Annotated in this window: 10 protein-coding genes and 2 tRNA genes; 4 read left to right on the top strand and 8 right to left on the bottom strand. The window is 53.5% G+C overall.

The annotated features are described in order from the left end of the window. Positions 1 to 6: 6 nt before the first annotated feature. The 5 genes from C5Y44_RS10030 to C5Y44_RS10010 all read right to left on the bottom strand — a co-directional run bounded on the left by C5Y44_RS10030 (position 7) and on the right by C5Y44_RS10010 (position 6,235). The gene (locus C5Y44_RS10030) at positions 7 to 681 is read right to left on the bottom strand and encodes a hypothetical protein (protein WP_105324824.1); all 675 of its coding nucleotides are present in this window, start codon (positions 679 to 681) and stop codon (positions 7 to 9) included. Positions 682 to 758: 77 nt separating this feature from the next. Beyond that, positions 759 to 1,241, bottom strand: coding sequence for a thioesterase family protein (locus C5Y44_RS10025; protein ID WP_105324823.1), 483 nt, complete (start codon positions 1,239 to 1,241; stop codon positions 759 to 761). A 224-nt stretch (positions 1,242 to 1,465) separates the two neighbouring features. Then, entirely contained in the window at positions 1,466 to 3,136 is a 1,671-nt protein-coding gene (ettA, locus tag C5Y44_RS10020) for an energy-dependent translational throttle protein EttA (protein WP_105324822.1), read from the bottom strand. A gap of 234 nt (positions 3,137 to 3,370) precedes the next feature. After that, positions 3,371 to 3,931, bottom strand: coding sequence for a single-stranded DNA-binding protein (locus C5Y44_RS10015; RefSeq protein WP_105324821.1), 561 nt, complete (start codon positions 3,929 to 3,931; stop codon positions 3,371 to 3,373). 237 nt (positions 3,932 to 4,168) lie between these two features. Then, positions 4,169 to 6,235 carry a cytochrome c oxidase assembly protein gene (locus C5Y44_RS10010; RefSeq protein WP_105324820.1) on the bottom strand — a complete coding sequence of 689 codons (2,067 nt, stop codon included), beginning with the start codon at positions 6,233 to 6,235 and terminating at the stop codon, positions 4,169 to 4,171. 146 nt (positions 6,236 to 6,381) lie between these two features. Between C5Y44_RS10010 and C5Y44_RS10005 the strand changes: the two genes are divergently transcribed. After that, positions 6,382 to 6,455, top strand: a tRNA-Arg gene (locus C5Y44_RS10005). Positions 6,456 to 6,516: 61 nt separating this feature from the next. On the opposite strand, the gene C5Y44_RS10000 is transcribed toward C5Y44_RS10005, so the two are convergent. Further along, complete coding sequence (locus tag C5Y44_RS10000; protein ID WP_233189949.1) at positions 6,517 to 7,719, bottom strand: N-acetylglucosamine-6-phosphate deacetylase; 1,203 nt, start codon at positions 7,717 to 7,719, stop codon at positions 6,517 to 6,519. 72 nt (positions 7,720 to 7,791) lie between these two features. Continuing rightward, positions 7,792 to 8,895, bottom strand: a complete 1,104-nt coding sequence (locus C5Y44_RS09995; protein ID WP_105324819.1) for an alkene reductase — start codon at positions 8,893 to 8,895, stop codon at positions 7,792 to 7,794. Between the two features lie 209 nt (positions 8,896 to 9,104). Here C5Y44_RS09995 and cmrA point away from each other — a divergent pair, with 209 nt between their 5' ends. Next, positions 9,105 to 9,905, top strand: a complete 801-nt coding sequence (gene cmrA / locus C5Y44_RS09990; protein WP_105324818.1) for a mycolate reductase — start codon at positions 9,105 to 9,107, stop codon at positions 9,903 to 9,905. A 137-nt stretch (positions 9,906 to 10,042) separates the two neighbouring features. Here the strand turns inward: cmrA and C5Y44_RS09985 are convergent, their stop codons facing one another. Further along, positions 10,043 to 11,599: a sodium:alanine symporter family protein gene (locus C5Y44_RS09985; RefSeq protein ID WP_105324817.1), complete on the bottom strand. Its 1,557-nt coding sequence runs from the start codon at positions 11,597 to 11,599 to the stop codon at positions 10,043 to 10,045. Between the two features lie 257 nt (positions 11,600 to 11,856). On the opposite strand from C5Y44_RS09985, the gene orn reads away from it, so the two are divergent. Together orn and C5Y44_RS09975 are read left to right on the top strand one after the other, a co-directional pair. After that, positions 11,857 to 12,504, top strand: a complete 648-nt coding sequence (orn, locus tag C5Y44_RS09980) for an oligoribonuclease (RefSeq protein WP_369831085.1) — start codon at positions 11,857 to 11,859, stop codon at positions 12,502 to 12,504. Positions 12,505 to 12,553: 49 nt separating this feature from the next. After that, positions 12,554 to 12,626, top strand: a tRNA-His gene (locus tag C5Y44_RS09975). The last annotated feature ends 80 nt before the right edge of the window (positions 12,627 to 12,706 follow it).

Here is a 12,706-nt window from a genome sequence, read left to right as displayed (position 1 = left end):
TTCGGTTTAAAACAGCGACAGCCGGTTGGAGTGATACACCGAACCAAAAGCCGCATCCAAGCGCACCCAGCGACCGAGCCCCGAAATACGCAAATGGCGCGGCACATCCATCGGCGCGGCAAAGTTTGGGATCAGACCTAAATTGGTGCAGGCAAAAATCATGCGCATGGGAATCTCGACGCTCACGTCCTCAGACGAGGCCGTAATGACCTTTTGGTTCATAAGGCTCTGCGGTGGCCCCATGGGACCAGAGAACTGGCGCGCGAGCTTTTGTCCCTCATCGGATAGGTGCCGTGCAACATCCACCGGCAAATTATCAATGAGCTTAAATCCCACAGCAGGCGGCAGCGCGCCCGGCCAGGATGGGTCACGCGGGCGGCCCAAGTTTAGCTCAATCGGAGAATCCGAACTTGCCGCTGCAAAGTCAGTAGCGTTGAGCGCTTCGAGCATGGTGTCCGCGCCAACGACGGCGCCATCGCGGCTAATCACACCTTGCAGGCGTCGCGCCGCAACCACTTCAAAAGGTGTCGTGGCAAAGACATCGACTACGGGTGCTTGGCCATCGGAGCCATCGGTTAATTGACGAAGACGCACCATGGCTGTGGCATCAATGCCCGTCACCCGGGCGAGGAAAGAAACCATCCCCGCTCCGCCGCCGTGCAGCATCAATACTTCATCCATAGTGCGTCTCCTGAGTCTTGTCGTAGGTTTTAAGTAATTCACTTCCCTACCGACTCTAGCCCGAGCGCGATGACAGGTTAGTCGTCGTAACCGATTTCACCCAAGCCCAAGTCAGCCTCAGCGGCTGCTGGTTGCTTTTCTTCAACCTTGGTTTGGCCGATGTTGAGCAAAATCTCACGCTCTTGCTCAGTCAAAGAACGCGGCGTCTGTGTCTCCAAGTCAACCGCAACCTGTACACACTCAACCACGCACGCGGTACGACCGTGCTTATCTTTGATTTCCTGACGGGTTACAAAAGAAGTGTTGCCGACTTCTACAACCTGAGACTCGATGAGCAGTTCGGAATTTCCTTCAGGCTCAATCGGCTTGCGGAAGTCCACATCAAGGTGGCGAACGAAAGCTGCAAAATCAATATCCTGTGAATAGAATTTATCTTCTGCAAAAGCCAGGCGCGCTTCCTGTGCGATTTCCACGTAGTTCGCATTCATGATGTGGCCATAGCGGTCAAAATCAGACCAGCGAACCGGAATGTGGTGGGTGTGGATGGAATCTGAAGCCATAGGGCGGCAATACTCCTTGGGTTTATTTCCCGGTTAACCCAGCCTCAGACAATGCCTGCACCTTCGCGTGCAGGAAGTGCCTGAAAACTGGCGCTAACCTGGTCAAATCATAAAATTAATAGGTCTAATTAAACAAGAGGCGATAGTACACATCTTCCGTGCACTATCGCTTCTAGTTTATCGAGGTTCTAAGTGGTAGAGAATAGACTTCCCACCACCTAACACTAACGAGTCAGCTTGCGGTGGGTCACACGGGAAGGACGAGCTGCATCTTCGCCGAGGCGCTCAATCTTGTTCTTCTCGTAGTCGCCGAAGTTACCCTCGAACCAGTACCACTGGCCTTCTTCAACGTTGCCTTCCCAGGCCAAGATGTGGGTACAGGTACGGTCCAGGAACCAACGGTCGTGAGAAATGACCACGGCACAGCCAGGGAATTTCTCAAGCGCGTTCTCCAAAGAACCAAGCGTTTCCACGTCCAAGTCGTTGGTAGGCTCATCGAGCAGAATCAGGTTTCCGCCCTCTTTCAAGGTCAAAGCCAAGTTCAGGCGGTTACGCTCACCACCGGAGAGCACCTTGGATGGCTTTTGCTGATCTGGGCCCTTGAAACCGAATGCCGACAGGTATGCACGCGATGGCATCTCGTTTTGGCCGACGGTGATGTAGTCCAAACCTTCAGAGACTACTTCCCACACGGTTGATTCCGGATCGATGTTTGCACGGTTCTGGTCCACGTAGGACAGCTGAACGGTCTCGCCAACATCAACGGAGCCAGCGTCTGGCTCTTCCAAGCCAACAATCGTCTTGAACAAGGTGGTCTTACCAACACCGTTCGGGCCAATAACGCCGACGATACCGTTACGAGGCAGCGTAAACGACAGGTCCTTAATCAGGGTGCGGCTGTCAAAGCCCTTGGTCAGGTTCTTAGCTTCAACCACCTTGTTGCCCAGACGTGGTGGAGTAGGAATCTGGATTTCTTCAAAGTCCAGCTTCTTGTACTGCTCAGCTTCGGCAGCCATTTCCTCGTAGCGCTCCAGACGCGCCTTGTTCTTTGCCTGACGTGCCTTCGCACCGGAACGAACCCATGCCAGTTCGTCCTTCAGACGCTTACGCAGCTTGGCATCCTTCTTGCCCGCTACTTCCAAACGCTCGGCCTTCTTCTCCAAGTAAGTGGAGTAGTTGCCTTCGTATGGGTACAGCTTGCCGCGGTCAACCTCACAGATCCAACCCGCTACGTGGTCAAGGAAGTAGCGGTCGTGTGTAACGGCCAGAACAGCGCCTGGGTAGTTTTCCAGGTGCTTTTCCAACCACTGCACGGACTCAGCATCCAAGTGGTTAGTAGGCTCATCGAGCAGCAGCAGGTCTGGCTCGCTCAACAGCAGTTTCGCCAAAGCAACGCGGCGGCGCTCACCACCGGAAAGCTTGGTCACTGGGGCATCGGAAGGCGGGCAGCGCAATGCTTCCATTGCCTGCTCGATCTTGGAATCAACTTCCCATGCATCTGCTGCGTCGAGTTCCTCTTGCAGCTTGCCCATTTCATCCATGAGCTCATCGGTGTAGTTGGTAGCCATTTCTTCTGCAATGGCTTCAAAACGCTGCTTCTTTTCGAAAATCTCACCAAGACCCTCTTCAACGTTTTCACGCACTGTCTTTTCTTCGTTCAGTGGTGGTTCCTGCTGCAGAATGCCGACGGTAGCACCTGGATCCAGGAATGCCTCACCGTTGGAAGGCTGGTCTAGACCAGCCATAATCTTCAGAATTGAAGACTTACCCGCGCCGTTGGGACCTACAACACCAATCTTTGCGCCTGGGTAGAAAGCCATGGTGACATTGTCCAAAATGACCTTGTCGCCGATGGCTTTACGCACGTTTTTCATCGTATAGATGAACTCGCCCATGTCACTCCCTTAATTTTCGAGTTTTATCACCACAAAGCGTACCCGACTGACTAAATAAATGAACGCCTGCCACCGGCATTAGCCAGTAGCAAGCGCAGGATACGGCTCATAACCATTATTATGGAGCAGAAAATGTGGCAAAGACTAATTTCTCAATCTGAAATTCTCCACGCACCACTGTAATGGCCGACGCTGTAATTAACAGCATCGAATGAGACTTGGGACAGTTTTTTCTTAGAAGTTCGCTACAGCTACTTCCTCCTTTTCCGCCTCAGCTTCGCGTGGGTCATCGAAAGAAGCAGGCACTACTTCTTCGACTCCGGTTTCATCAATGACATCTTCCTTATCCAGGGTGTAGTCCTTGTTAATGTGCAACGCTTCCGAACCAGAGTTGAGCACCATCCCCTCTGGAGTATGCAAGGCATCCATGCGTTGTGAAGCCACAATGTAGCGGTTCATATCAATGCCGACCTGCAGGCCGCGCATGTAAGTGCGTTCGCGTTGCTTTTGGGTTTCATTATCGGTCCAGGTATCAGTGCACAAAGATCCCAAGGCGATAACCGGCATGCCCTTCTTTAAAGACTTAGAAGTGTTAATGGCCAACTGTCCCCATAGTTCGATGTTGATATACACGGTATCGCTATCGCGCCATTCAAATTCACCGTTGGAGTTGGTATGGCGCGTGCGACGCGAAGAAGCAATGCGCAAACGGGTATTTACTTTGTCGCTGCTGAATTTGGTAACGAAAGGGTCGTCGGTCAGGTTTCCGGTAATGGTGATTGGGTATTGAGACATGGGGTTTTTCCTTAACTTGTTGTGTTTTACCGAGCGGTTGCTCTTAAAAACTCATCTTTCCTGCCTATGCAAGAAAGCAAAACCCCAACGGCAAAAATCTGTGGATAACTATGATGACTCGTCACCCAAACGCCATAGTTATCCACAGGCGCGAACTTTTCCCAGCTCACAACAACGCCGCCGCTGACCCACATAAGGGCCAGCGGCGGCGTTTTGAGTCGTAGACTATGTCAGGATTTACTGCTGACGGAAATGTCCTTGGTTTCCGCCGCGATTAAGCTCAGCCAACATGCGGTTGTATTCGTCCATGTCCACATCGCCCTCGACGTCTGCCTTCGCATCGTAGAACTTCGATTCTGAGCGGTCTTCGCGCCACCAATCAAGCGCGAGCTTGCCAAAGACAATAGCCAATGGGAACTGGCCAAAGCCCCAGGCAATACCGCCGCCGACTTTCTGGTCCTGGAGGAAGTCATGATCCCACGGAATCTCCAGGGACAGGTAGTACTGCAGACCCATGATTTCTGTCAGCTGCATGAGGTAGACGCCCATAAACAGGTGAATTGGCATGGATGCAAACAAGATTGCCAACCGGATTGGGGTGCGTGCGCGCTTCGGCAGCGGGTCGGGGCCTACTACTTCCCAGAAGTAGATATAGCCAGAGATTAAGAACGTGAAGTTCATAATCACGTGACCTGCATGTTCAGAGTTTGCCGTTTGGTACAGGTCAAAGGACATGTACAGGACGTAGAAGAAGAACAAGAATTGCAAGACATTGACAATGGGGTGGGTGATAAACGCCAAAATCTTCGAATGCGTCAGCGCCACTACCCAGTCGTGGATGCTGGGCTTTCCGGGGCGTCCCGGTTCAAAGGCTTCCAGAATCAAAGTCAGTGGTGCACCCAGGCACATCATGAGCGGGAAGACCATCGACAATGCCATGTGTCCCAGCATGTGCATGGAGTAGGTCGCGGGGATATACATGCCTAAGCCCGTGGACATGTAGACGGTCAGTCCCAGGGATCCCAGCATCCACCACGTCGTGCGTCCGGCGGACCAGGAAAGGCCGCGCTGGCGTACCTTCCACAACGCATAGGCGTAGAGCGCCGCCAGGATGAGTCCGATGGTGCCGAATAAGATATCGAAGCGGAATTGCGTGAGCATATTGCCCATCGATGGCGCTTCGGTGAGTTGATAGCCCATGACAATTTGCATGGAGTTCAGGTTCGGATCCCGCGGCGGTGGCGGCGGGGTTCGGCCCATGGTGATGGCAACGCCTGCGGTAGCGGCCATCACGGCTACTTCCACGATGGAAACGCGCAAAAATAGTTGCGGCTTCTTCTTCAGCTGCGGGATGGTCAATTGACGGTGTACGAATCCGAAGAAAACCAATAGCAACGTCAGCGCAGTTTTGGTGACGATGATGAGCCCGTAGCGGGTGGTAAACCAGTCGGAGAATTCAATGCGGATGGCTGCGTTGACAAGCCCCGAAACCGTCATGGCACCAGCAGCGACCAGAGCAATGGTGGAATAGCGTCGCACCGCCATGGTCATATCAGGACCCAGGCGTCGCCCGTGGGCGATAAGACCTAGAATGCCACCGATCCACAGCGCCATAAACAACAGGTGCCACAGGAAGGAGTTGGTGCCGTAATCGTGGTCACCACCAGAAGCTGAGTGGCCTTCCATTCCGAGCGGGACAATCATCAACACCGACAGCACAAAGAGCACAGGTTGCATGGCCCATTTGCTGCTGACAAGCGCCAAGATGCCCACGGCGACAGCAATCACGGCGGTAATAACCCAGACTTGGGCCGTGGCTACTTGCTCCAGAGCCATCGACATCATTTGCAGATTAAGCACCTGCGCCATGGGTGTGCCGGAGACATCCGACATCACCAAAGGCGCTTCCAGCAAGGCAATCAGAGCCACACTAAAGGCGGCAAAAGCGCCAGTTCGCTTGGCGATGAACCCATCCACCGTCAACCGTGCCTCATGCAACCTGGAATTATCCTGATCCGGGATGTCAGGGTTGAGGAAAAATGCCGTGGTCAAAAAAGAGCCGATGGACAGCGCAATCAAAATCCAGGCGATACCGCGAAAGAAGGGCAATCCGAAGGTTGTCAATCTTCCAGGGTCAGGAATACCCAACGCGGCCAAAGAATCCGCGAGGAAGAACAAAGAGATAAACCCACCGACTACACCAGCGATGAGCGCTGCACCCACGTAGATGGGCCACGAGGAACGAACAGTGCTTTTCGGTGCGACCGCGGGGTTTGCCGGCGATTGCTGCGAGGTCATCGACATGGCCCTTAGTCTACTGAGCCACGCTCAGGCCTCATAAATGACAGCGATCGACTCCGTCACACCTGCTATTCCCCACCAGTTGATAATTTTTAAAGGTCATAGGCTAAAATCACCTCTGGTAAAACTCCCACGCGAGCTTTACTATCGCCTCCATAGCTCAGCGGATTAGAGCAACGGGCTTCTACCCCGTGTGTCGTAGGTTCGAGTCCTACTGGGGGCACTTTAAAAACGCGCATTTCACAGCGGGTTTTCCGCACTTTTCCCAATAGCCTTTCTGGGCCTCATCGCGGATAGTAGGCACATCCCGCAGCAATTGTCAGCGCGGGCACCTGGTCACCAAGACGGGAAAAGACCACGAGATTCGCTTTCTCACCGCGGCTTATTGTGCCATGGACGCCTGCAATCGCCGCTGCATTGCGGGTGACAAATGCGCTTGCTTCTTCAATAGATGATCCACGTGCGACCCGGCGCGCGAATTGCTCCGCTAATGTGCTTGTACCACCGGCAATCGCACCGCCGTCTGTCAACCGTGCAATACCGTCGCTGACGGTGACATCTAGTGCACCTAAGACATAAGAGCCATCTGCTTTGCCGGCTGCTGCCATCGCATCAGTAATAGCAAAAGCCTTATCTGGTGCCGCGTTGAAAATCATGTCGACGGTGCCATCATCTAAATGCACGCCGTCGCCGATAACTTCGAGCCCAGCTTCACCGCGCGCACCGGCGCTCAACAGTGCTGCGACGGCACCGGGATCACGGTGGTGAATCTGCGGCATGGCATTAAAAAGATGCGTCGCTGTCACCGTCGCGCCCACATCCCTACCACGCGCAATTGCTTCGGCCATCGTGGTGAAATCGGCATCGGTATGTCCCAGTGAGGCAACGATGTTGTGCCTGGCGCACAGTTCAAAAAGCGCATCCGAATTTGGGGTCTCAGGAGCGAAGGTAATCGCTTTCAAAAATCCGCGGCCCGCTTCAATAACATCGGCAAAGAGCTGCGGATCCCCGTCAATAAAATGGGCCGGGTTCTGCGCACCACACCGGCAGGCCGATATGAAAGGCCCTTCCATATGAATACCCCCTATCAAGCCCTGCTCAGCTAATCCGGCTAGCAGCTCAGTCTGCGCGATAAGCTCGGCGCCTGGCGCTGAGACCAGCGAGGCCCACAACGTCGTGGTGCCGCGCTGGCGGTGATAGAGCGCAGCATCGATGCATTCTTCAACGGTTCCGTTGGGAAATCCCCCACCCGCACCGCCGTGATTATGCAGGTCCACAAATCCCGGCACGATCAGCGGTTCACTTATCGTCGTCAGATTCCGGCTTCCAACATCCCCGGTGTCCGGAATGTCACTGATGTCGGTGATTACACCAGCGTCCAAGTGCAGCGTGGCTCTTCGGGGCGGCTGGAGGCCATCGTAAAGTAAACCGGCGATCTCGCCGCTAAACGGCGCCATGTCGGCTCGGCGTGCAGGTTGTGCGGGCATAGCCAACTCCTCAAAGCGCTGCGGGTAATGCGCCTAAGTCTAGCAAGGCGCACACCACCCACAAGGAGCTTTTTAGGAGCTAACGTGAGCCTTTTCCAGCGATGGATAGTCAATGTATCCTTTTGGCCCACCAGCGTAGAAGGTGGCCATGTCTGGCTCATTGAGTTCCGCGCCGCTCTTCCAACGCTCCACTAGGTCTGGGTTGGCAATGAGCATGCGGCCTACAACCGCTGCATCCGCACCTAGTTCGTCGACAATCTTCTGTGCTTCTTCAAGCTGGGTTACCACTGCAAAACCGGTGTTGAGCAGCAAAGGCCAGCCGTGGGTGTGCTGGATCTGGTGGCGAAGTTCCGTTGCAACCGGGCTTTGTGGATCATTTACAAGTACGGAGACATAAGCGAGTTTCAGGTCTGCAATCTGCTCAAAGAGTGCTTGGTAGGTCGCTATGGTTTCGTCCACATCAACTTCCGCAATGCCCTGAATATTGTGCTGTGGGGAAATACGCACCGCGGTGCGGTCGGCACCAATTTCCTCGGCCACTGCACGGATAATCTCCGCGGTCAGCCGCGCACGGTTAGCGGGGCTGCCGCCATATTCATCATCGCGCACGTTGGAGTTTGGCGCCATAAATTCATGCAGCAAATAGCCATTTGCACCGTGGACTTCGATGCCGTCTAAGCCGGCATCGATAGCCCGGCGCGCGCTGAGTCGAAATTCCTCGATGACCTGAGCGATCTCCTCCGTGGTCAGGGCTTCCGGAACCACGCCTTCAGTCTTTCCGCCAAAGCCACGAACTTCCCCACCGGTGGCAAGAGCACTAGGTGCTTTTACCGGCGCATCGCGCAAAAGGTCAGGGTGCGAGGTACGACCACCATGCATTACCTGAGCAAAAATGACGCCATCGCGCCCATGCACGGCCTCAGCTACCGGCTTCCAAGCCTCGGTGTGCTCATCGGTAGCAAGACCTGCCTGGCCGGGGAAGGAACGGCAGCTATACGCCGGGAAGACTCCCTCAGTCACGACAAGGCCAGCGGATGCACGCTGGGAATAGTATTCCTTGTGCAATTCGGTAGGGGTGCCGTCTTCGCCTGCACGTTGGCGGGTCAAAGGCGCCATGGTTACGCGGTTGTCGAGGTTGTATCGGCCGATTTGTACCGAATCAAATAACTTTGTCACTGTCTCCCTTTCGATGAGTGTTTGTCCAAGCGGTACAACTTCACGCCAAGACAATTAATTCCATGGGAAACTATTTCTCAAGGTCGATATGCCTTCAAGGCGGTTGACATACTCGGGTAGACCACGGGTGCAGTAGATTTGAAGGCTAGAACAAGTACTGAGACAAGCACTGAATATTTTTGCCTGAAGTGAAAGGATTTCCACCCACCATGGCACTTCCCTCCCCCGCTAAAGATTCCTACGCGCTTATTACCGGCGCAAGTCAGGGCATCGGTGAAGCAATGGCGCGCGACCTGGCAAAGCTTGGTCATAATGTCATCCTCGTTGCCCGCAGGCAGGAGGTTTTGCAGTCGCTTGTCGATGAATTCGTCGGCAATTACGGCATCGACGCCCTAAGCTGGCCCGCAGACCTGTCCAAAGAAGATGAAGTGAACGACATCATTTCCAAGTTGGCTGAGGTCAAGATCCACATCATTATCAACTCTGCGGGCATTGCGAGCTTCGGCGCTTTCATGGATCAGGATTGGCAGTATGAGACCGATCAGTTCCACCTCAACGCCACTGCGGTACACCGGCTAACGCGTGCAGCACTAGAGCAAATGCTGCCGCGCAAGTCCGGCGCTATCTGCAATGTTGGCTCGGCAGCTGGTAATGTGCCCATCCCGTATAACGCGACCTACGTGTTTACCAAGGCAGGCGTAAATGCCTTTACGGAAGCGCTGCACTATGAGCTGAAGAAGACAGGCGTATCTTGCACTCTTCTTGCACCAGGTCCTGTGCGCGATGCCGTCATTCCTGACGCTGAAAAGTCCATCGTGGACAAAGTTGTCCCCGATTTTTTGTGGACGACCTACGAGTCCTGTTCCGAAGAAACCTTAAGCGCCATGGCCAAGAACCAGCGCCGCGTCGTACCCGGACCACTATCAAAGGCGATGAATGTCGTCTCCCAGATCCTTCCCACCCCAGCTTTGGCGCCACTGATGGGTAAGTTTTACTCCAAGATGGGGTAAAACGCTCACTTCGTTCGCGTTTTACATAAATTAACAATTCGCGTTTTGCCTTACAAGCGCAAAAGGCTCGCTGTGAGAAGAATTCACAGCGAGCCTTCGAAGTATGCAGCAGGAAATCTCACCGGCTGCAGCAGTCCTTATTCTTGAACTGGTGCGGTTTCAGATGGACGAGATACAGTTGCATTTCCGTACAACTCTGGCTTTTGCAACTTACGCTTTTCCCAGAAAGTAGCGTTTTTGATTCCCAATGCTTCTGGGTCGAACTGAGGATCCTTGCCCGCCTTCTTCTGCTCGTAGTAATCCTTCATCGCCTTGAGAGCTGGAACCTGAAGGATAATAATCCCGATGATATTGAGCCATGCAGTGGCGCCCACACCGATATCTCCCAGTGCCCATGCAGCACCAGATGCAGATGTTGCACCAACCACAACGGAGATAACAACGAGAACTCGCAGTACCCAAATGATGCCGCGACGGACAATAGAACTTGGAATCCATCGGTTGAAGTAAGCCAGGTTGGTCTCTGCCATGTAGTAGTACGCCAGCACAGTGGTAAAGGCGAAGAACATAATTGCTAGAGCCACGAAGCTTGGACCGAAACCAGAGAAGTGAGCATCCATACCTTCTTGAACGAATCCAGGTCCTACCGCAGTGTCAGAAGGCAGCATTTGTCCTTCGTAGCGGATAGCACCATCTTCGCTTTCGCCCTCGAACACGCGGTACATATCAGTAGAGATGATGATGAATGCAGTTGCGGAGCATACGAACAAGGTGTCAACGTAGACAGCGAATGCCTGAACAAAGCCCTGCTTTGCTGGGTGCGAAACTTCTGCCGCAGCGGCGTGCTGCGGACCAGTACCCTGACCAGCTTCATTGGAGTAAATACCACGGCGAACACCCCACATGATAGCGACGCCCAGCATGCCACCAAATCCAGCGTTCAGGTTGAATGCTGAGGTGAAGATCAGGCTGAATACTTCAGGAATGTCCTGGTAATTAATGAACAGGATGATGAGCGCGAAAATGATGTAGATGACCGCCATGAATGGAACCACCATGGAAGCAAACGACGCGATACGCTTTACACCGCCGACGACAATAACCGCGAGGACGACTGCCAAAGCAATGCCGGTAATGGTGGTGCTAATACCCCATGCGTTTTCAACAGCAGAAGAAACGCCGTTGGCCTGAATTCCCGGGAGGAAGTATGCAGTTGCCAAGATCATCGCAACCGCAAACACGATGCCATAAATAAGCATGAATGGAGCAGCCTTGGTGTGGGCGTACGCCTTTTCAATGTAGTAAGCCGGACCACCTCGGTACTCACCTGTATCCTTGTCCTGCTCTTTATAGATTTGAGCAAGAGTACATTCGATAAATGACGTTGCGGAGCCGAGCAATGCCACGGTCCACATCCAGAAAACCGCGCCTGGACCGCCGAAAGCAATAGCGGTTGCAACACCCGCGATGTTGCCAACACCAACGCGTCCCGCCAATGACATCATGAGGGACTCAAAAGATGAGACACCATTTTCAGACCTTTCACCCCGTACAAGTTGCTTAAGCATGTCTGGGATTCCACGAATCTGGATGAATTTAGTGACGATTGTGAAGTAGACGCCTGCGGCCAAGCAAAGGAAAACCAATGCTGGCGACCAGATAACGCCGTTTAGCCAATCGAATACGGCTGCCATGTGGGCTCCTTTTATTTGAGATTATTCGCACACACCCAACGCGAAGGTTTGTGTCAGATGAGGAAAATTGTGCCCTATTTACGTTGCAAAAGTGAACTGAATCACTCAATTTGTTTTGGAACATTCGAGCTCACCATTTCGGTCGCTCTATAGAAATGGTAGCAACCTGCGGAATCAACTCCAATGGGTGAATTTACATACTTTTCCAGATACCCTAATTCGGGGGTTTAAATATCGCGCCGATAGCAAAGGCTAAGATGAATGCCATGTCTTCTACGCACACTCCTGCCAAACATGACCGCCTCGTGTGGATCGATCTGGAAATGACTGGCCTCGATCCAAAGCGGCATGTCATCGTAGAAATCGCCGCCATCATCACGGACGCCGATCTCAACATCATCGGCGAAGGGCTCGACATTGTCGTTCATGCCACCGACGAAGAACTGGCAGAAATGGATGATTTTGTTACCAACATGCACAATTCCTCTGGCCTGACAGAAGAAATCAAGGCCGCGACCACAACGCTGGCGGAAGCCGAAACTGCGGTTCTGGAACTCATCGAAAAGCACTGCGACCCTGAACACCCCGCGCCGCTGGCCGGCAATTCCATTGCCACCGACCGCGCGTTTATCCGCGAATACATGCCGCGTCTTGACGAAGCCCTGCACTATCGCATGATTGACGTTTCCACCATCAAGGAACTTGCCCGCCGTTGGCACCCACGTGCGTACTTCAACCAGCCCGACAAGGGCCTGGCCCACCGCGCACTTGCCGATATCGTCGAATCAATCCGCGAGCTGGACTACTACCGCCGCTCCGTATTCCGCACCGACGAAGGCCCAACCTCGACTGAAGCAACCGAAGCAGCCAAGGAATCAAACGCTGCCTACCAGGCGTTTTTGTAATTTCAACTTTCTGAGTTAGTCTTTAATACGCTGCTTCAGAGCAGCAATGGTGGCTGTAGTTCAGCTGGTAGAGCACCAGGTTGTGATCCTGGGTGTCGCGGGTTCGAGCCCCGTCAGCCACCCCCATGTCCTCAGTCGGTACATAGTTGACACTATGAGTCGAGTGATGGTTGACGGAAAAGCAGTTACTGTTCTGGTGAAT

The sequence above is a fragment of the Corynebacterium sp. J010B-136 genome (genome assembly GCF_002967075.1).
Lineage (GTDB): Bacteria > Actinomycetota > Actinomycetes > Mycobacteriales > Mycobacteriaceae > Corynebacterium.
This window is presented reverse-complemented; position numbering and strand designations above follow the sequence as displayed.

Bases quoted from the DNA above. Each gene is read 5' to 3' on its own strand.
- C5Y44_RS10030 (WP_105324824.1), bottom strand. From the start codon at position 681: ATGGATGAAGTATTGATGCTGCACGGCGGCGGAGCGGGGATGGTTTCT.
- C5Y44_RS10025 (WP_105324823.1), bottom strand. From the start codon at position 1,241: ATGGCTTCAGATTCCATCCACACCCACCACATTCCGGTTCGCTGGTCT.
- ettA (WP_105324822.1), bottom strand. From the start codon at position 3,136: ATGGGCGAGTTCATCTATACGATGAAAAACGTGCGTAAAGCCATCGGC.
- C5Y44_RS10015 (WP_105324821.1), bottom strand. From the start codon at position 3,931: ATGTCTCAATACCCAATCACCATTACCGGAAACCTGACCGACGACCCT.
- C5Y44_RS10010 (WP_105324820.1), bottom strand. From the start codon at position 6,235: ATGTCGATGACCTCGCAGCAATCGCCGGCAAACCCCGCGGTCGCACCG.
- C5Y44_RS10000 (WP_233189949.1), bottom strand. From the start codon at position 7,719: ATGCCCGCACAACCTGCACGCCGAGCCGACATGGCGCCGTTTAGCGGC.
- cmrA (WP_105324818.1), top strand. From the start codon at position 9,105: ATGGCACTTCCCTCCCCCGCTAAAGATTCCTACGCGCTTATTACCGGC.
- C5Y44_RS09985 (WP_105324817.1), bottom strand. From the start codon at position 11,599: ATGGCAGCCGTATTCGATTGGCTAAACGGCGTTATCTGGTCGCCAGCA.
- orn (WP_369831085.1), top strand. From the start codon at position 11,857: ATGAATGCCATGTCTTCTACGCACACTCCTGCCAAACATGACCGCCTC.